Source organism: Bacillus capparidis (assembly GCF_017832095.1).
In the GTDB taxonomy this organism is placed as follows: Bacteria; Bacillota; Bacilli; order Bacillales; family Bacillaceae; genus Bacillus; species Bacillus gobiensis.
In genome coordinates this window covers 550138-570431 of record NZ_JAFDST010000002.1, presented here as the reverse complement: position 1 = coordinate 570431, position 20294 = coordinate 550138, and the positions used below count along the sequence as shown (strand labels likewise).

Annotated in this window: 19 protein-coding genes; 8 read left to right on the top strand and 11 right to left on the bottom strand. The window is 42.0% G+C overall.

The annotated features are described in order from the left end of the window. The first annotated feature begins 8 nt into the window (after positions 1-8). The 7 genes from JOC74_RS09905 (at position 9) to JOC74_RS09875 (ending at position 6686) form a co-directional block, all read left to right on the top strand. Positions 9-1526, top strand: coding sequence for an FAD-dependent oxidoreductase (locus tag JOC74_RS09905; protein ID WP_053604419.1), 1518 nt, complete (start codon positions 9-11; stop codon positions 1524-1526). Between the two features lie 177 nt (positions 1527-1703). Further along, complete coding sequence (locus tag JOC74_RS09900; RefSeq protein ID WP_312883798.1) at positions 1704-1829, top strand: hypothetical protein; 126 nt, start codon at positions 1704-1706, stop codon at positions 1827-1829. Between the two features lie 301 nt (positions 1830-2130). After that, positions 2131-3477, top strand: a complete 1347-nt coding sequence (locus tag JOC74_RS09895; RefSeq protein WP_053604418.1) for an LLM class flavin-dependent oxidoreductase — start codon at positions 2131-2133, stop codon at positions 3475-3477. Between the two features lie 81 nt (positions 3478-3558). Then, entirely contained in the window at positions 3559-4572 is a 1014-nt protein-coding gene (locus JOC74_RS09890) for an LLM class flavin-dependent oxidoreductase (protein ID WP_053604417.1), read from the top strand. Between the two features lie 34 nt (positions 4573-4606). Further along, positions 4607-5437 (top strand): transporter substrate-binding domain-containing protein, encoded by an 831-nt coding sequence (locus JOC74_RS09885; RefSeq protein WP_053604416.1) that lies wholly within the window; start codon positions 4607-4609, stop codon positions 5435-5437. A 14-nt stretch (positions 5438-5451) separates the two neighbouring features. Continuing rightward, positions 5452-6135, top strand: a complete 684-nt coding sequence (locus JOC74_RS09880) for an amino acid ABC transporter permease (RefSeq protein ID WP_053604415.1) — start codon at positions 5452-5454, stop codon at positions 6133-6135. Positions 6136-6197: 62 nt separating this feature from the next. After that, the gene (locus tag JOC74_RS09875; RefSeq protein WP_211086137.1) at positions 6198-6686 is read left to right on the top strand and encodes a GNAT family N-acetyltransferase; all 489 of its coding nucleotides are present in this window, start codon (positions 6198-6200) and stop codon (positions 6684-6686) included. 150 nt (positions 6687-6836) lie between these two features. Here JOC74_RS09875 and JOC74_RS09870 read toward each other — a convergent pair whose 3' ends face one another. Then, positions 6837-7616: a hypothetical protein gene (locus JOC74_RS09870; protein ID WP_053604414.1), complete on the bottom strand. Its 780-nt coding sequence runs from the start codon at positions 7614-7616 to the stop codon at positions 6837-6839. A gap of 416 nt (positions 7617-8032) precedes the next feature. Here JOC74_RS09870 and JOC74_RS09865 point away from each other — a divergent pair, with 416 nt between their 5' ends. Then, entirely contained in the window at positions 8033-9121 is a 1089-nt protein-coding gene (locus JOC74_RS09865) for a thermonuclease family protein (protein WP_053604413.1), read from the top strand. A 207-nt stretch (positions 9122-9328) separates the two neighbouring features. On the opposite strand, the gene JOC74_RS09860 is transcribed toward JOC74_RS09865, so the two are convergent. The 10 genes from JOC74_RS09860 to JOC74_RS09815 all read right to left on the bottom strand — a co-directional run bounded on the left by JOC74_RS09860 (position 9329) and on the right by JOC74_RS09815 (position 20211). After that, positions 9329-10693 carry a twin-arginine translocation signal domain-containing protein gene (locus tag JOC74_RS09860; RefSeq protein WP_053604412.1) on the bottom strand — a complete coding sequence of 455 codons (1365 nt, stop codon included), beginning with the start codon at positions 10691-10693 and terminating at the stop codon, positions 9329-9331. Between the two features lie 132 nt (positions 10694-10825). Then, positions 10826-12154 carry a twin-arginine translocation signal domain-containing protein gene (locus tag JOC74_RS09855; protein WP_053604411.1) on the bottom strand — a complete coding sequence of 443 codons (1329 nt, stop codon included), beginning with the start codon at positions 12152-12154 and terminating at the stop codon, positions 10826-10828. Between the two features lie 24 nt (positions 12155-12178). After that, positions 12179-13927 (bottom strand): ABC transporter ATP-binding protein, encoded by a 1749-nt coding sequence (locus JOC74_RS09850; RefSeq protein WP_053604410.1) that lies wholly within the window; start codon positions 13925-13927, stop codon positions 12179-12181. Between the two features lie 3 nt (positions 13928-13930). Further along, positions 13931-15133, bottom strand: a complete 1203-nt coding sequence (locus JOC74_RS09845; RefSeq protein WP_053604409.1) for a nucleotidyltransferase domain-containing protein — start codon at positions 15131-15133, stop codon at positions 13931-13933. Further along, on the bottom strand, positions 15120-15599 hold the full coding sequence (locus JOC74_RS09840) for a lasso peptide biosynthesis B2 protein (protein ID WP_053604408.1): 480 nt from the start codon (positions 15597-15599) through the stop codon (positions 15120-15122). Before JOC74_RS09840 ends, JOC74_RS09845 begins: the two co-directional genes overlap by 14 nt. 1 nt (position 15600) lies before the next feature. Next, entirely contained in the window at positions 15601-15903 is a 303-nt protein-coding gene (locus JOC74_RS09835) for a lasso peptide biosynthesis PqqD family chaperone (protein WP_053604407.1), read from the bottom strand. 3 nt (positions 15904-15906) lie between these two features. Beyond that, entirely contained in the window at positions 15907-16833 is a 927-nt protein-coding gene (locus tag JOC74_RS09830) for a phosphoenolpyruvate carboxykinase (ATP) (protein ID WP_053604406.1), read from the bottom strand. A gap of 81 nt (positions 16834-16914) precedes the next feature. Further along, positions 16915-17040 carry a paeninodin family lasso peptide gene (locus JOC74_RS09825; RefSeq protein WP_148564338.1) on the bottom strand — a complete coding sequence of 42 codons (126 nt, stop codon included), beginning with the start codon at positions 17038-17040 and terminating at the stop codon, positions 16915-16917. Continuing rightward, entirely contained in the window at positions 17009-18979 is a 1971-nt protein-coding gene (locus JOC74_RS09820) for an asparagine synthase-related protein (protein WP_053604405.1), read from the bottom strand. Before JOC74_RS09820 ends, JOC74_RS09825 begins: the two co-directional genes overlap by 32 nt. Next, positions 18976-20211 carry a sulfotransferase family protein gene (locus JOC74_RS09815; RefSeq protein WP_053604404.1) on the bottom strand — a complete coding sequence of 412 codons (1236 nt, stop codon included), beginning with the start codon at positions 20209-20211 and terminating at the stop codon, positions 18976-18978. Before JOC74_RS09815 ends, JOC74_RS09820 begins: the two co-directional genes overlap by 4 nt. Positions 20212-20294 lie beyond the last annotated feature (83 nt).

Sequence of the window (20294 nt, the reverse complement as noted above, 5' to 3'; positions counted from 1 at the left end):
GAAAAGAAATGAATACTTTTCATAACGGTGTTCTTATCGTAGGTGGAGGTCCAGTAGGTTTAGCCCTTTCTCTTGTATTATCAAAATATAAGATTCCTTCTCTCATTCTTGAAGCAAGAGATGAGCCTACATCAAAGGATGAATCAAGGGCCATTACATGGATGCCAAGGGGAATGGAATTTCTAGAATGGTTGGGGATATTTAGTCATTTCAATGAAAAAGGAGTACGGCGGATTTTACACCAATTTGAGAATCAACGTGGAAAACTTCTTGGGTGGTCGTTTGATACACTGGAGACTCCCTATCAATTTTCTCTTCAATTACCCCAGCACGATACGGAGGTAATACTCGAAGACATTGCGAGAAAAACAGGAATCGTAGAAATTCGCAGGGGTCATAAGGTATTGGGTGCTGCTCAAACAAAAGATAAAGTTACCGTTAAAGTTCAAAGTAAAGAAGGGTCATATGAACTGTCCGCCCCTTTGGGAGTTGGATGTGATGGAGCGAGTAGTGTCATTAGAGGCAAGTTAGGAATCGATAAAACTTGGAGAGATTACGGTATGGATTCTGCAGTTGCAGATTTTGAAATGGAATGTGGTCTTCCTAAAAACATTTCGAATATTGTTTTGGACCCTTACAGACCTTACGGATTTTTTTATTTTGCACCCAGGAGATGGCGTTTCATTTACCGCATAAATAAAGGTGAGAGTCGGGAAGAGGCAACAAGTGCGGATTTTATAAGCAAGTTATTAAAAGAAAGGTTACCGGATGCTAATGTCCGCCAGATGCTTTGGGCGAGTGCTTTCCGTTTAGGACAAGGACAAAGCCATACTTATAGAAAAGGGAGATGGCTTTTGGCGGGGGATGCTGCTCATGCGATGGGGCCTTCTGCTGGAGCTGGTATGATGGTAGGAATACTCGGTGCCTGGCGTCTTGGATGGAGGCTTGCATTGTCACTGAAAACGCACAAAGATTTCAGTGCTTTTTTGGATGATTACTCTGTAGAACAAAGAGTGGGGGCAAGTGAAATCCAAAACAATAATGCACTGATATTCCGGAATATCGCGATTACCAATCTATTTTTAGCCGAAGGACGTTCGCTTTTGATAAAAACGATTTCCAATTTATCCGCCATTGGGAAGAAAGCGATGGAAAAGGAGGCACTGCTTAGCCAAATACTTCCTGTTGATCACTCATTTGATCAGATTAGGCCAGAAGGAAGCATTTCCTTGAAAAAGTTTGGAAAATGGGTAACGGGCAAAAGGGTTCCCTATATTTTAGAAGAAACAGATTTTCACCCCCTAAGAAAAATGGGTCTGGAGCATTCACTAATTTCTATTGGTCGATATCAACCTGAAGAGGAAAAAAGGTTATTTGCTGATATTTATAAAGGTATAGCTTTTCCGGTTAATAAAGATTTGCTAATTCCAAATAAAAATTCTAAATATCGAAATGGATCACAAGCCTACATATTCGCACTTGTAAGACCGGATCAACATATAATATCTATATTTAAAATAAAATAATAAAATTACATCTGTGTAAAAAAGTTCTGTCTTCTTCATCGAAGGATATATTTACAGCAAAACAACTTAGAGATATTCATATTGGTGAACCAGAATAAAAGGTAACTTGGTATCATCATCATAAAATACGGACACCGTGGCTTCAATAACTGGATCATTGCAGGAGTGTATTTTAAAATGAACGAAATTCCAGAAGAATGGTTGAAAAAAATAGTTAGAAAGCAAGACATTGATGAGTTAATTAAAAAATTCTATGAGTTTTGTACTAATAAAGCAATTAAAGAAGAATACGGAAGTCTCTAAAGATTAGGCAGTAGTCGCAGCGTGAAGGAATGGAGATAGCACCTCGATTGATAATGTTATTCATTTTTAAAAAAGTATGATCAGAAGTACCTCGAAATAAGGTTACCTCGTTTTTTAATCCTTAGCGTTGCACTCATAATACATAATACTCAAAAAAATAACAATGGATTTTTCATCTTATTGATAGAAATATCTATTCAATAAAGAATTGACTAGAAATTATGACGAGTGTATGATAGACAAATAAAACATATATGATAACTAGGAATTAAAGCGGTTAGCTGAATGAAGGGGGATTATTGTGGCGTTAAAGCGTAAATTGAGAATTGGAACAATGTTAAATGGGTCAGGAGGGAATATGTCATCCTGGCGCCATCCTAAAGCAGTGGCGGATGGAAGCATTAATATTGGGCACTATCGAAAACTTGCCCAAAAAGCAGAAGAAGGAAAGCTAGATTTCCTATTCGTAGCCGATGGCCTTTACATAACCGAGCAAACCAGGCCTAATTTATTGAATCGTTTTGAACCAATTACACTAATAACTGCATTGGCAAGTGCGACTGAGCATATTGGAGTGGTAGCTACTTTGTCTACTACCTATAGCGAACCATTTACAGTTGCCAGACAATTTGCGTCAGTAGACCATATTAGCGGAGGGCGTGCGGGATGGAATGTGGTGACTTCACCTCTTGAAAAATCCGCAGCTAACTATAATAAAGGTTTGCATCCTGAGCATGATTTGAGATACAAAATTGCCAGTGAATATTTAGAAGTTACAAGGGGTCTTTGGGATTCATGGGAGGATGATGCTTTTATCCGGGATAAAGAGTCGGGCGTCTTCTTTCATCCAGAAAAGCTGCATCACTTACATCATAAAGGTGAGTTTTTTTCTGTCGAAGGACCGCTTAATATCGGTCGATCCCCGCAAGGCCATCCGCTTATTTTTCAAGCAGGATCATCAGAAGCGGGGATGTCATTTGCTGCTCGTGAAGCAGACGCGATTTTCACCAGGCATTTGACACTAAAAGATGCACAGAAATTCTATAAAGATGTAAAAAACCGGGCAGATAAAGCTGGCCGCGATAAAAATGACCTGTTTGTTTTCCCTTCTATTACTTCGTTTGTCGGTGAAACTGAAGCAGAAGCTATAGAAAAATATCAACAAGTGACAGAGCTTGTTGATGAAAAAGCTGCACTGGATTATTTGGGGCGTTACTTTGATCATTATGATTTTACGCAGCACCCGCTTGACGAGCCTTTCCCAGACATTGGAGATTTAGGGCGCAACGGATTCCAAGCAACAACAGAACGGATTAAGCATATTGCAAAAAACGAAAATCTAACATTACGTGAGCTTGCCTTTAGAATTACAACACCTAAGGATGACAATGTTTTTATTGGTACGGCTGAGCAGGTAGCTGACTCCATTCAGGAATGGTTTGAAGCGGAAGCAGCAGATGGCTATGTACTCGGTAATCAAATTCTGCCGGAAGGACTTAATGATTTTGTTGATAAAGTCATTCCAATTTTACAAAAGAGGGGCCTATTTCGTACAGAATATGAGTCAACTACTCTACGAGGAAATTTAGGTCTGGATGTCCCGCGGAATCGTTTTGTATCTGCGCAGGATAAAGTACATAATCGTTGATAGAACGGATATATCGCTATCATTAAACCTACTATATTAATGAGTTTAATAAGATTAAATGACTGAAAGAAGGAAAGATTCATGAAACTAAGTATATTAGACCAAACTCCGATTAGCGAGGATGAGATGCCAAAGGATGCCTTTCTTCATACGATTGACCTGGCTCTAAAAGCAGAAAAATGGGGGTATCACCGTTTCTGGGTATCAGAGCATCATCATTCACCGAAAGTGGTTGGATCAGCTCCAGAGGTTTTGATCTCTTACATTTTAGCTAATACGAGCAAAATTAGAGTTGGATCAGGTGGGGTTATGCTTCAGCATTACAGTCCTTATAAAGTAGCAGAGGTCTTTCATGTGCTAGAAGCTCTTGCACCAGGAAGAGTCGATCTTGGAATTGGCAGTGCTCCTGGTGGTCTTCCTCTCTCTACTGAGGCGCTGCAGCAGGGGAACAGCGGTAAAACTCTTGAAGAAAAATTGCTGGAATTAAGGCAGTTTCTACACGGCACTGTTCCTGCTGAACATAATCTTTATGGGCTGAAAGCTATTCCTGAACCAGAAAATTCACTTGATTTTTATTTATTAGGAACAAGTCTTAAAAGTGCAAAAATCGCATCTGAATTTGGCAGTCCTTATGTATTTGCCCAATTTATTAATAGTGATAGTGATGAGCTTGAGGCAGCAATTCAACAATATCGTTCTTCGTATAAATTTCGCAGTGCTGAGAAATCTGCTTATGTTATTTTGGCGGTGTCTGTCATTGTGGCTAGTACAGATGCTGAAGCGAAAGTGCTGAAAAGCAAGGAACAGCATGTAAAAATCACTTTTGAAGATGGGACAAAGATTAACGTGGACGACATACAAAAAGCAGAAGAATTTGTACGTCAGTCTGAAAAACTGGCAAAAATTGAAGTGAAGGAAAAAACGGTAATCGCTGGTTCACCTTCAACAGTATACGAAGCTCTTGATGAATTAAAAAAGAAGTATCAAGTGGATGAGTTTATCATTGTCACAAAAATCCAGGATCGTAAAAAGCGGCAGCGGTCCTATGAACTGTTGGCTGATGAAGTAAAAAGTAAATCAAAGTCTACAGTATAAACAATAAAAACATACCTTTAGGAGCGAATACTCTGTGAAAAAACGAAATTTCATACATATAACATTAATTTTATTTATTTTTATTCTTATTCTTGCAGCATGCGGCCAAAGCGGGGAATCCAACTTGGCAGGAAAGCAAGAAAAAGCAGCAGAGGGTAATAAAGTGATTCGGGTTGGAACAAGCGGAAAAACGATTCCCAGTTCCTATTATGATGATAATAAAAAGTTGGTTGGCTATGACATAGACGTTATTAATGAAATAGCAAAACGAAGCGGTTATAAGGTTGAATACACAGTTGCAGATTTCAGTGGTTTATTTGGTTTAATCGAAAGTAATCGAATTGATACGATAGCCAATCAGGCTGAGATCACTCCCGAGAGGGAAAAGAAATTTAACTTTACGGAACCATATGTTTATTCAGCGTGGCAGCTGGTTGTACGCGGTGACGATGATAAAATCCGATCACTAGAGGACTTAGACGGAAAGATAATCGCACAAGGGATGGGAACCGCAAAGGAAAAATATTTAGAGGATTATAAGAACAAACATGGCATTGATTTTGATCTGAAATCATACGAGGATAGCGGCGGCATTTTTCTTGATATCGTAAACAAGCGTTTGGATGCTAACCTTGTAGACTATCCAAGCGGGCTTATAAAAATTGAAAAATCAGGACTTGATTTAAAGTATGCGGGGGATCCGTTTGAACCCACTGTGTTCGCTTTTCCTTTTAAAAAAGATAATCAAGAGCTTCAGAAGCTTTTTGATGAAAAGCTGGCTGAGCTTAAAGAAGACGGCACATTGAAAAAGCTTTCAGAGAAATGGTTTAAGCTGGACGTGACGAAGCCCTTAGACATTGATTGAGAAAGGAGAAACGAATGGATTTTGATTTTAAGTATTTAATAGAGATGTTTCCTCTTCTGATACCGTATGTGCCTATGGTATTAATAATGGCTGTGTTATCTACTTTTTTTGCTATTGTATTAGGGCTTTTGCTTGGATTGATTACTAAAAGCAAAATACCTGTGCTGTATCAAATTACACTTGTCTATATTTCTTACTTTAGGGGAACTCCTTCTCTAGTGCAGATCTTTCTGTTTTATTTTGGTTTGCCGCAGCTGTTTCCGCAATTCGCTTTTATTAATGGTTTTACAGCTGTGATTATTGCTCTCAGTTTAAGAAACTCAGCTTATCTCTCAGAAGTCTTTCGTTCTGCATTATCAGCAGTAGAACGCGGGCAGATGGAGGCGGCACTTTCTGTAGGAATGACGAAATGGCAGGGGCTTCGCAGGATAGTCTTTCCACAAGCAACCCGAATAGCCATCCCTCCTACCGGAAATTTCTTTATTATGATTATTAAAGAAACCTCACTTGCATTTACTATTGGATTAACAGATATGTTTGCCCAGGCAAAGCTTGCTGCAGCAGGAACATATAATTTTTTTGAAAGCTATCTAGCTGTTGCAATCATTTATTGGGGACTTACTGCATTGTTTGCTTTCATTCAATCATTGTATGAAAAAAGATTAGATAAGCCTTATGAACAGGGAGTAGCTGTTTAATTAATCGGTGGATTAGACAAATCAATCAATAACAAAAGGTCGTAAGGAGGATAGAGCTTGCTATGGAAAAATTCCGATCGGCTGAAGTTAGTGATGCAAAGATTCTGTTAGATCTAACACAGAGAGCGTACAGGCCAATTCGAGAGCTCGGCATCACATTTGATACTGCATATGCAGATTTGGATTTTGTTAAGAAAAATATTAAAGATAATCTTTGTTTCATCTTAGAATCAGAAGAAGGAGAGGTTCTGGGCACCATCTCTTTGCGCATGCCTTGGGGTGACCATCCGGGACCATTTGGAGTCCCTCATATCTGGTGGTTTGCCGTTGATCCTTTAGTAGGAGGAAGTGGAGTAGGATCGAAATTGCTGAAGTGGTGCGAGGAGAGTGTAGTGAGAGATCTTTTGAAAAGCCCGGCGGTCTCACTTGGAACAGCTGATAATCACCCATGGCTGGTTCAGATGTATGAGCAACGAGGCTATCGCATCCTCTCCCGCCGAGATTCAGGTAAGGGTTATGGAATTGTATCCATGAAAAAAGAATTGTTATAGCAGATAAATCAATGGAATCATAGTGTTGTTTTTAAATATAACTGAGAGTCTAACATCATGATATTAAAAACCCTTCCAATTGGAGGGGCTGCTTTATGTCCATAACGGTAAAAAACTCAAACATTATTGTGGAATAAATTTACCTACGGCTCAAATCTCTAAGAAATGAATACGGTCCAGGGACGGTATCTCAAAGGCTCGGATACCGGTTCCACCAAAAGACCCCTCATTAGACCAAAGCGCACACCGGGGTGCAAATGTGATGTTATCAAATTCCAAGTCTTCGGTGACTTCGAAGCCGGTACCGGAAAGAAATCGATTGGAAGTTTCATTGCCTGCTGTATCCGTCTGAACAGTATAAACCCGAACGTCATTAAATTCATTTCCAAGATTTATGACTAGATTAAGCCATAGGTTTATTCCGTCAGATTCAACGCCAGTAACCCTACTGGAGAAGCCATCTTGTGGAGGTGTTTGGAAACTGTTAATGAATGAACCGTCCTTACGGATGTTGTATACAGATCCCCCTAAATTCGTGCTAAAGAAGAGCGTATCAGTAGCCGGATCAACGGTAATACCACTAACGAATCCAGGAAATCTGTCATCCGGGTCAAGTGGAACTGTGTCACTATAGTTGATTGTATCAAGGACAGCCGCCTCATCCCCTGATATGGAGATTTTATCTATGTCAGAAGTTCCTTCGAATCCACCAGCCCAAAAAACGCCTTCCGTGCTGTCAAATTTCAGAGCACCGTAATCAATGCGTGTAGGGATGGATGATACAAATGTACCTGTAGTGGTCACCCTGTGGATATTTCTATCTCCAACCCTTGTGAGATAAAGAAACTGACCATCAAAAGCAACAGCACGGCCGAAACCACGGGCTTCGATGGGAGCTTGAAATTCGCGAAGAATATCTCCTAATGCCATTTGTTAATTCCTCCTTCATTGATCTCATGATATGGAAGGTCTGACATAGTCCTTTTTTCCAACCGTTATTGTATTGTATGAATCTATTGATGTTGTGCTTCTCTATCATTGAATAAGAATTGTAAGAAATGGATTGGACAGTAGTCGCAGCGTGAAGGAATTGAGATAGGAAATGAGAAAGGTATTTATAATGGCCGTTTTTTTAATAGTAGATGTTTCATTGCATTCCAATGGAGTGTTAAAAACGCAATAAAATATTTAGTTCCTTTTAACTGCACCTAGATTGATCGTAACGAAACTCCCCCCGACCATAGTCACTTCCTAACAGCCTTTACACTTTATTAACCGATTATTTATATCAATAAAACAATGGTATGATCTAATAAAGGAGCTAAATAATGTAAAGGAGGATTATGATGAAAAGACGATTGTTGACTTTCGCTTTGCCAGTCGTTGTTACTCTTATTGCGTTTTTTGGTCTGTTTCCGAACACTTCATTTGCTGCTACATACAATGCTACCATTGATAGGGTGGTAGATGGTGACACAGTTTATCTTAATGAAACTATCAATGGGACTTACAAAGTAAGAATGCTTTCAATCGATACTCCTGAAACCAATTATCAAGGAGAAGCTCAAGAGCCATGGGGTACTGAAGCTAAAAATTATTTGAATCAACTTCTTCCTTCTGGAACTCAAGTAACGATCGAAACTGATGCTGAGGAAACCGATGCTTACGGCCGGTTGCTTGCTCACGTTCATAAAGGCTCTTTAGATGTAAATGAAGAGATGGTTCGTCAGGGGCATGCCGCGACTTATTATATTTGGCCAAATATGCTTCATTTTGAGGAGTACCAGCAGGCTTATTTGGAAGCGAAACAAAACGGCCGGGGAATTTGGGATCCGTCTAATCCTATGCAGGAACTGCCATTTGAATTTCGTGATCGTGTCTCTGGACAATCTCAAGATAAGTATGTAGGAGATTTCTATACAAATAAGTATGTTGTACCTAGCGATTATCAACAAATTCCGATTGAGAACCGCGTGTACTTCTTTAATGAGTCAGATGCTCTTTCTGCTGGATATACAAAAGAAGGTTCATCTGGAGGCGGTGGAGAGATTTCTGATGAGCTGGTAATCAATGAGGTGCTTCCTGCATCCGGGACTCAATATAGCAAAGAGTTCGTCGAAATTTATAATCCTACCGATTCTGCTGTTGATTTGTCTGGATATATTCTTGATGATTATGTCGATGCTGGTTCTGCGCCTTATACGATTCCAAGCGGCACGACGATTCCTTCTAAAGGATACTTTGTATGGGAACCAAGCAACTACTATAATAACTCTGGCGACGACGTGACTTTAAAAACTCCAAATGGGGCAGTCATTGATCAGTATCACTACGGTTCTGCTTCTGCGGATAAATCCTGGGTACGTCTGCCGGACGGAGGAAGCTGGTCTTCCACAATGGATTCTACGCCGACCAAGGCAGCTTCTAACAATTAATCAAAAGACTGAACATCGTGTTTTGCTGCTCCTTAAATGAGGCTCATTTAAGGAGTATTTTTTATCCCATCGAATTTTTTTCTTCACCAAATATCCTCATTGAAATAGGGGAGAACCGGAAATGTTTTTTTCGAGGAAGATCAGCGGGGGAGAAGTGATTTGCCCCCGCTGATTGAAGCTTCATATTAAAGTGATCCTCTTCACATATTACACCATAAAATACTGGTATCTCGATCCGATATCAAGGACTGAGAGTTTGGCAGTGACACCGGATTCAGGGAAGTTCTTATTCGTGATAACCAGCTTTCCTGATTCCACTGAAAACGTTGGACCGTAATACATTGCGGCGTTGTGATTTTTGTGATTCGCTAAATTGGTGACTGTCCCTTTATCATCTCCGACATTTCTGTATACAAGCAGCGTATAGGCATAGTTGTAGTCAGCAGCTTGCAAGTAGATGGTGATAATGGAAGATACTCCGTTTGTAACGGCTATCGTCTCATTGGCACCAGTCGTTAATTGAAATAAGTGCTGGCTTTTTTTAGTTTGGACATTGATGGTTCGGTCAGGATTGACTTGCACTCTGTCACATAAGACCAGGTTTCCGAGCTGTGATTGATCGTCAAGCGCTGATACGGCACCAATCAAATAGACAGGACTGTCTTTTTTAGATACCATTTCCACTTTATATCCGGAATCGCCGTGATCAAAGTTCTCGATCGAAATCGTTCCGTAAAAGGTGGCAGGTTCATTCCCGTCGTTTTTAATAATCGGTGTTTGACCTCTTGTCCAAATGTTGAATTCCAATGGGGCGTTAAACGGAATACAGTTTTCACCAATCCTGATTTTAGGCTCTGTTTCCTCTGCACCTTGGTTTATCGTGCAGCTTCTAATTCCGGTGCCGTGAAAGCTCTCGACGTTGTTTGATTGCTTGTACTCGACAGCTGTTTTGCAGGAGCCTCTGAAGTCGCAGTGTGAAGCGGTACATGCTTCCGTGAATTCTTGTAAGATCTCATTATGAAACAAGATACCCACCTTGTTCAGCTCAAATTGGCAAAAGTCGACACGAAACCCATTGACTCCGGCAATTTCGATTCCGATTGAATTCTCGTTTCCGTGAAAACCAACGCCAAACAGCATTCCACCAGTCATCATACCCCAGCCGCCATGTACTTTGATTGCCGGTTTACCAGCAGGAAGGTTTTCGCCGTTAATCACGGTGCGGCGGAATCCTTTTCCGAAGATCAGAGGCTTTTTATCGCCGCTGTCTATCAGAATTGTATCTGAAATCACATACGGTTTATTTTCATTAAGATGAATCGGAATCCAGCCTTCATTTTCCGATGCATTAATCAATCGCTGAAGTCTTTTCGTGTCATTGGTTTCTCCATCTTTCCGAGGAAAATCCGAACTCTTTACGCCGTCAATATTCGAATAGGCTTGGGCCGTTTCAGTTTCGAACATTCCGGGAATCCCCATTGCACCCGCCGATAGTGCCAGTGCGCCTGCACCTACTCCTCCAGCTTTTAAGAAGTCACGTCTGTTGTATCGATTTTCTTTTTGATTCGTCATAAAAGTACCTCCCAGTACGATGATTTATTGATTTTAAGTAAAATATTCTCACGACTTGTTCTAAGGACTCTATGATTTTCTGTTTGACATCAATTATGCTGGCGTTTTCTCAACATTAATTAATATGCAGTGTTAGAATATTGCTCCGATATCAAGAACGGAAACATAGGCACTGACAACGTCTGCAGGAAAGTTGTTATTCGTAATGACTAGTTTCCCTGTTTCTACTGAAAAGGTTGGGCCGTAATACATAGCGGCATTATGGTTTTGGTGAAGCGATAAGTTAGTGACTGAGCCTTTATCTTCCCCATCATTGCGATGAGCAAGCAGCGTATAGGAATACTCGTAATCTGCTGCTTTTAAGGATACGGTAATAATGGAAGATATTCCGCTTGGAATAGAAATTGTTTGATTAGCGCCTGTCGTTAACTCAAACACGTGCAGGCCGTTTTTTCTTTGAACGCTGACGGTTCGGTCAGGGTTTACTTGTACTCCTTCACACAAGACTAAGTTTCCGAGCTGTGATTGGTCGTCAAGCGCTGATGCGGCTCCGATAAAATAGACCGGTCTGTCGTTTTTGGAAACCAATTCTGTTTTATATTGGATATCGCCTTGACCAAAGCTCTCGATGGAAATGTTCCCGTGGAAGGTCGCAGGCTCTTTTCCTTCGTTTTTAATAATCGGTGTTGTCTTTCTTGTCCAAATATTAAAATCCAATGGGGCGTTAAATGGGAAACAGCCTTCACCGATTCGGATTTTAGGCTCTGTTTCCTCTGCACCCTGATTAATCGTGCAGCCTTTAAGGCCGGAACCGTGAAAGCTCTCAACGCCGTTTGATTGCCGGTACTCAATTGCTGTATTGCAGGAGCCTCTAAAGTCACAGTCAGATGCGACGTTATACTCTGTAAATTCGCTATATCTCTCATTATGAAACAATATGCCAATCCGGTTAATCTCGAACTGGCAAAAGTCGATGCGAAACCCGTTTGTCCCGGCAATTTCGACTCCGATTGAATTCGAGTTTCCGTAAAATCCAATTCCGTACAGCCTTCCGCCAGTCATCACTCCCGAGCCGCCGCTGACTTTTATCGCTGGTTTACCTGAGGGAAGTTTTTCGCCGTTAATCACGGTTCGGCGAAAGCCTTTTCCGGAAATAAGTGGCTTTGTATCGCCGCTGTTGATATGAATCGTGTCTGTAATGACATATGCATTGTTTTCATTAAGATGAATAGGAGCCCAGCCTGCTGCTTCCGAGGCATCAATCAATCGTTGAAGTCTTTTCGTATCATCGGTTTCCCCTTCATTCCGGGGGAAATCAGAGCTCTTTACCTCTTCTATTTTCGAAGCGTCCTGGGTTGCAGCTTCTGACTTGCCGGGGAATACCAATGTTCCAGCCGCCAGTGCACCTACGCCAATTCCACCTGCTTTTAAAAATCCGCGTCTGTTATATCGATTACTCATGAATAAGCCTCCTGCTACGATGATTTATTGATTTTTAGCTGTAAATAATGCATGAATGTTCTCGTTTGCTTTCGTATTGGCTGTTTGAATGTTTCCTTTTTCAATGACAATGACCTGATCAGCTGCTTGAATTGCAGACAGCCGATGAGCGACGACGACAATAGTCACTTGTTCTTTTAATCGATGTAAGGACTCTAATATGATTTTTTCATTCTCGGTATCAATTGCGCTTGTTGCTTCATCTAAAATCAATAGGGACGGTTTTCTAAGTAGTGCTCGGGCAAGAACGATTCTCTGACGTTCTCCGCCTGACAGCCGCACACCTCTGTCTCCGAGACGTGTGTCCAGTTGATCCGGCAGGGCTTCGACAAAATTCGCGGAAGCGGCACGCAATGCCTCCCATAGTTCTTCCTCTGCAGCCTCCGGTTTAACGAGAAGCAGATTGTTCCGAATCGTGTCGTTAAATAAAAATGGGTCCTGCGGAACATAGCTAATTGACGGCTTCAGCCGGCTCATCATTTCTTCCGTCATTACTTCCTCATCCACTCGAATCTCGCCTTTTTCCGGTTGGTTCAGCCCCATTAAAAGATCGATAAACGTGCTTTTTCCCGCACCTGATTGACCGGCGATCGCTGTCATTTTGTTGGCCGGTATAGTTACGTTGATATCCTGAAGCGTGTATTCTTCAATTGCAGGATTGTAACGGAAATCAACATGTCTGAATTCAATCGAACGGGTAAGATGAATCGGGTTTCCCTTTGATAAAAGAAAGCTTTGCTTCGCCTCTGCGCATTCCTTTTGCAGTTCGATGATGCTTTGGAACGCTGGCAGAAGAGAGCCCATATTTTCCAGACTCGACTGGATTTTGGCCAGCTGCGGCCATAGTCTGGCAAAGATGACGATGATTAATAGAATACTTGCTGACGGAAGCTTAAGAACTTGAACGGACAGAAAGACGAATGCGGCGATGACGGCCCCTGCGGATATGCGGTACAGAAACGTAGAGTTTGCGCTTAACACGGCAAAATGTATCGTATTTTTCTCCAACCGCCGGCAAAGATCGCGAAATCGGTTGAATTGCTTTTCTTCAAGCTGGTTGCTTTTAATATCTTTGATCCCGTTTAGATCATCTGTCAATTGCCCCATGTATTCATGGGCATATTGAGTCGTGCGTTTTCCCAGCAGATTGGCCTTCTTTACAAGCCTTCTTGAAAAAAGAGCAAGAATGGCGCACGAGCACAGAACAAAGGCGGTCATTTCAAATGACAGCCAAAAGGCGATCGCTAACTGAATGAGTGTGAAAATGACAGATGCGATCAGCTGTAAAAATAGATTCGTTCCAGAACTGACCCGGGCCAGTTCGGTCGTCATCAGGTTGCTCAACTCGGATTTTCTTTTTTTTAAGAAAAATCCCCAATTGGCTTGGATGAGATCCCGATAGGTTTGCAGGCGCAAATTGAGCACGAAGCCTTGCTTGATTTTTGCATTCCATATTGATTGCTGCCTCTGAAACAACCCAGTTGCAATAATAATAAAGAGAAACAAACCTAAAACGATTGGCAAGTTTAATGCTTCCTCTGGGAAAAAGCCGGACACCCATGAAAAAATGGTTCCATTTGCATCCAAGACGCCGATCAGACTCAGCATCGGAATGATTAATAAAATGCCGATTCCCTCTAAAAAGCCGACGGCGACCATACCGAGCAGGTTCAAATAAAGAACGCTGCCTGTGTGAGAGTGCAGGCTTTTAGCAAAATGAAACAATTCCTTCATTATCTACACTCCCTCAAAAGCTTTATTTTTTCTTAGCTTTCGTACAACGACTAAAAAGGGACGGAGCACAAAGTACAAGCCGTGCAAGTATTTCGGTAATTTAATGAGAGCTTCATCTCTTGGACTTGGATAAAACAATACGATTAATAAGGCCAAATACTTTTGCGAAATTGTACCATTCAAAGCAAACAGATACCGCTCATGCTTTGTGCGAATATGCTCGGGAAGCGGAGTTAACACAAGAATCGACGTAATATAAATCAGTGCTTGATGGGCCAATTTATAAGAGCCTAATTTTAGCTGCTTCATCATATTCGCGGATAAAGGCGTTTGAAATAGCTGATGAGCCAAGATCAAGGCTTGCCCGACGAGGATCATGTTCTTAAAATCATTTTTTCTCAACAGCTTGTCCGGGCTTTGCATCTGATCGGCGCATCTATGTATATCATAGAGCCATTTCAAACGAAACCATCCGTGACGAGCTCCGTGGGATATGAGATATAAAAATAAATCCTTATCACCCGGATAGTACACTGGAACGCTTGTCAGCTTCGACTCATTTTTCCGCGCCCACAAATCTTCGAACGAAGGCTCTTTTGCAGGAAACGGGGATAGCCTCCAGTGAATTTCAACGGATGTCTTCCGTTCCTTATGGTGATATTCAAAATGATGCTCCCGCCATTTCACTTCGTTCAGTACGGTATTAGCCTCATCCTTTTCATAGCCGAGCTCAAAAAGCATCTGTTCTGTTCTTTCCAGATCCTCCTTCGGCACAAGAATGTCTAAATCCTTAGATTTTCGCATCGAAATATCACCATACAATTCATGAGCAAGGATCGGTCCTTTTAAATGCAGGGATCTGATGTTGTGTTCATGAAAGGCTTTAGCGACACGGTCCATTTCTCCGCAAAGGTAGAGAATTTTTAGCGTATTGTTTTGATATCTCATTTGCAGCGCGCGAACGACGATGGAAGGAACCCACTTTTCCTTTACAGATTTTAGCTTATGGTAAAGGACAGGATAAAGATGATGATGGTCGGCAAGCTTGATAAAATGATCCCAGTTAGCTGCAGCAAATAAATGCTGATGCTCTTCCAGCATTTTTTCATTTTCTTTCGGAAAATTGTCCAGCTTTAAAAACAACAGCAAAAGCTGCAGCTCATTCGGAAAGCTATCGACATCGATTGCATACTTATCCTTTTTCATGTTGAACAATCTCCTCTTCCTGAGTCTTCCATGCTTTCGCATAGGTTGCGACCACAGTAAACTGATCCATCACATCGTCACCGGTTACGTAAATATCTCCACTCCTAAGCCAGGCGTGGGCTATCATTTTTCCGTTTTCATCCTTGCCAGTCCCAAGGTAAAGGGTGCTTTCAATTCCTCGGCGCTGCAGCATATTCATGCCCGCAAAGGCTCTTGCCAAGCAGTGGGTCTGCCAAGGGGTATGGCGGTGCATCAAGGCGATCGCCCTGGCAACCTGTCTCACTTTTCTTGCTTCCTCCGCATTCGCAGCGAGCGGGGTTTCCTTCATATGAAACCCAAGTGAGGGCGCGACCTTTGAAAAAGGGAGCCAAACCATAACTCTTCCCTTGGCCAATGCGACAACTGCTTCGACGAGCAGTAATTTTTTTGCGCGATTGAGAGCTAAAAATTTTTTTAGCTTTCCCATGCTACATCACTTCTGATCCTTTGCCGGACTGAATCAAGCCTTCCTTCTGCAGGTTTTCCAAAAAGGCGATGACCTGCCTTTCGCATTGCTCGCGGTTGACGTCATATTCGGACTGGAGGTGTGTGACCAAATCACTGACTTTGATCGGCCTGACAGCAGCATCCCAGATCGCGCCGCCAATTTCTCCAAGATTATAATACTTGCTGTTTTTAATGCTCATCATTACTTTTTCTCCATCCATATTGCTGGCGATATATCCTTCGTTTTGCGCAACCACTGAATCAGGAGTGATCTTTTTATCCATGAGTTATACCTCCCTTGAAATTTCTTCAACAACGTGTTCGGCAAGCAGCTGCGCGGTAAACCCTTGCTGCGGCCGCTTCAGATGATAGATTGCCGTGTGCCCCGCAATCTGTGCGGATGTATTGAAATGCCATTCCACTAAATCAAATTTTTGGATAAGAAATTGGCGGAACGTATGCCGGAATAGCAGCTGGATTTTCTCCAAAGGCTTTACTTGCTCAAGGATCACATCCTCGTTATCTGTTTGGACTGAAAGCTCGAAAATGCCTGTAAGCGGTGTGAGCTCTTTACAGAATTCGGCATCTCTAGGAATGGCATATTTTGTTTCCCGATCAGCGAGAGGCTTATAGTCCTCTGTATTCAATGAGAATTCTAGAATGCTGTTTTCCCAGAGTTTTTGCTGAGGATAGGCGGGAATAACATACGGCACACCTTCTTTAAAGGAAAGAGCTATCAAATCATCACTCAATAGCTTGTACCCCTTCTTCATAAAAACGGAAGAGAGGGTCGATTTTCCTGCGCCTGACTCACCTACGAACGCATAGGCTTTTCCGTTCAGAACAATGGCGCTCCCGTGTAAGGGAAGAATGCTGTTCTGCAGAAGAAGCGCGCCCATACAAGAACCCAAAATGTACAAACGGATTTTATCTTCTGTTGATCCCGGCAATGGAGAAATGAAAATGTGCTTTCCGTCTATTACTTGATAGATAGCGTTCCCCGGCACCTTGAATATAAAGTAGCCTTTTTTTGCGACCGCAACCTGCTTTTGGCCAAGAGAATGGGAGTTCCATTCTTGTGAAAGATCCTTATAGCGTATCTCGACATCTATTTTGCTGTCTGGTGCTGCCTGCATAAGCTCCGGCAATGCGATATCACTATTTATACGTAAACCAAACGCCTCATAACAGGGTTTAGTAGGATTATCGATCATTATTTCATTCACCCCTATGCTTGAAAAAGCCCCCATACGTTCTTAGTATAAGGGGCTGATTGTAAAAGTTTTTCTTACCGATTAGCTAGGGTTGGTGATGTCTAAGTCATCGTCAGAGACAATGTCAATGCAAGTAGTACCTTTACCAGCCATTGTTTGATTCATGTTCAATACTTCAAGAGTAGGCTCGTTCCAAGTCTTTTTCATATGTATCACCTCCTTTACTGGATCGTTTTAGAAAGCGATAGAAGATCAAGCTTCTCATCGCAAATCGGATTTCTTTATTAAATGCCTCTTCTACCGGAGGGTTTTTATCCAGTTTTGAAAGAACCGTTTGAATAAAAGGGATGCTGATGTATTCAGCTGCTTCCGGATCTTTTACCATATGATTCAGTTCATTAAGAAAACTTTCCCAATGAGGCGCAGTCCGGTGAATCCAATCCGAAGCCTGTATGCCTCTTGATGTATGATTTAATCGAACCTTATCTGGCAAATATCCTTTCGTTGCCCGTCTGATGAGGGCGCGATCGACGCCGTTTTGAACATATTCTTCAAATGGTACGGACAAGCAAAATCGAACGACTCTCGGGTCGCATGTAGGATCGCGCTCCCACACGCCATAGGCTAACGAAAGCTTTGTTGCCAAATTGCCGTTTTTTGATGGAATCTCAAGGCTCTCCATTTGGTACATTCTTGCCTCGATGGAATCCTTCGGCCCGTTCAATGCAAAGCTGTTTCTTTGTGAAATTTTTTCATAAATATTCGTTTGTTTTGCAAGCTCCGGCGAAATAATCGAGAGCTCCTCGCCAGATTGCTTTTTCCAGTTAAAGGACTCTGCGGCTCGATTCAATAGGATGGACAGGATTCGTTTTCGGCCAATACCTTTGATTTCAGAAAAATGCTTGATTTCTTTTTGCAGCTGATACCATTTCCCTTTTTTCAATAGCTGGACGTAATAATCAAGGGCGGGCCCCCATGAAATCGTATAATTGCCACGTGATCCTGTGAGCAAAATTCCCGCGCCATCGGCTTGGGCATGTTCGTAGCACCCTCTCGTCCAAAACGTTGCTTCAAAATATTTATACGGCATTTCTAATAAATCAAGCCATACGTCTACCTCGGAGAAGGGGCTTTTTCCTTTAAAATCAAGGTAATGGTCTTTAATATTTCCGACATGGTTGACCGTTGATCGAATGTAGGGACGTTCGTCAGCAAACGACCGTTTCGGCGTCCAATCAACAAAATCCTCCGGCGGAATGTAGCTGTAGGTGTACAGCGATTTTCCTTCTGTTCTCAGGTGCTTGGAAGCAAAGCTCGCAACCGAACCAGAGTCCAGACCGCCGCTTAAATGGGAAGCGACATTTTTATAGGTTCTTGTTCTTGCTCGTACTGCTTCTCCAAAGACATCCCGGAAAGCCTCTTCATAATCGCGCGGGTCTTTCAGCCGTAAAGGCTCTGTATCCGCAAGTCTTCCGTATCTTTTCAACTGAAGGCCCTCCGTGGTTACAGTCATGCTGTGGGCAGGAGGGATCTGCCTGATGTCCTTGTAAAGCGTAGATTGAACGTCAGTTGATTCATACATCCTTGACAAGGCTAAAAACTCTGCAAGCCATTCCTTGTTCCATTCTCTTTGAATGTAGTCGAGAGAAAAGAGCGGCTCGATCAAGGTACAAAAGGCAAAACGGTTTAGATCTTTATAATAGTGAAGCGTCCGGCATCCGAGCATATCGCGCGCGCCGAAAATTTTCTTCTTTTTTATGTCCCAGATGATGTACGCAAAATCTCCGAGCAGATGCTTAGGCGAATTCTCGCCCCATTTTGCGTAAGCAAGCAAAATTAGCTTGCTGTCTGTAATAAGCGGCTGGTCACTAGCTTTTATCTGCAGCTTTTCAAACAATTCCTCGCGGTTATCCAATATCGAGTCAGAGGTGATAACTAGCTCTCTTTCCTCATCGTGATAAGGCAAGCGTTCCTCGATCGATTCAGGTGTAATCCACTGGGCATGGCAGCCGAGAAAAACGTTATGATCGTGCCACGTTTGTGTAACATCGGCAGGGAATGGCAGAAGCCGGGTCATGAACTCAGAGCTTTGGAATGGTGAGACAGGTTCTTGGTTAAAATGGACGAGACCCAGGATCGCACTCATTTTTTCTGACCCCTTTGCTCGGCCAGGTTTGTCAAAAATCCACTGAAAGGGATAAGCGACTTAAAGCGATTGAATCGAGTTCTTACTGATTGAAGTTCCTGCATAAGCTTTGTTTTTTCTGTCAAGTTCGTTGCCAGTCTTTGCTCTAGTGTTTTAATGGTAATATTCATCTGCTGGATTTCATTAAGAAGCTCCTGCCGTGAATCGGAAGGATGTTCTTCGTTTGTTGTTACATTTGAAAAATCTTCCGACTGCACTGCTTGCATATGATATGCCTCTTCCCATTCAGTTTCAGAATTATTCAAAAATTGCTTCCTTACCTTTTGGATAAACTCATGATCAGGATCTTGTTCAAAGCGGGCGCCTGTGATCTTTTCAGCCTCCTGAAGCTCTTTTTCATAGCCCAATTCACGAAATACATTGGCACCAAGCAGGCGGCAGTAGGCTTCGATTTCTTCCTTCGTTAAAAGGTCCTTCCAGATTTCAATCGAATCTGTGTGAGCTTTCGAATGCTCATATACATTTGGATCACCGACCCCCATGCTGGCAAACATTCTCCCTTTAGAGCTGTCCAGCTGGTCTCCGTATATCTCCATTCCTTCCTCGTAGGACACGTTCAAAAATTCACATAGCTTTTCAACCTCATATTTCGGATTGGTGACGAGCCGTTCATAGGAAAGTCGAAAGGCCTGCGGGTGATCAGTTGAAAAATAATCATAATAGCGAAAAAATCCGACCGTTAAATCAACTATTTTTATATTAAACGTAGGTTTACTAAGTTCTTCGATCAGTGAAAACGCCTTCTTATTCTGGTTTACTTTTTTATAGGAAGCCAGAATACTAAGGGGGTTCCGGATCAGCCAGATTCTCTTAGACTCTGGAAAAAGCCGGTCAATGAATTCTAAAATGTAGTAATACCGCGGGGATTTATCAACGATCAGGCTTGCATTACTTGAATGAAGCAGACCGTTATAAGTCTCAAGGGCAAACGCTCGGGCTGAATCGACAAAGGCATTATCAGTCACCATTCCATTAAAAAAACGGCTGATAATTCTCTTCCCTCCGTACGGACGATTTTCCGGTCGCTTTAAATCATAGAGGCTCATTAAATACCACATTTCTTGGGTTGCAAGCACTTTACTGTGATTTTGCAGCAAAATAGTAGAAAGAGAGCTGCCGCTTCTCGGAACACAGAGAAGAAATACTAGATTCTTACCGGTTTTATCAATCAAGATTTCAGCCTCCTTTACAAAGAGATACAAAGAGATCGTTTGCTAAAAAATGGCATTTCATCCCACGGTTCTACATAATATTC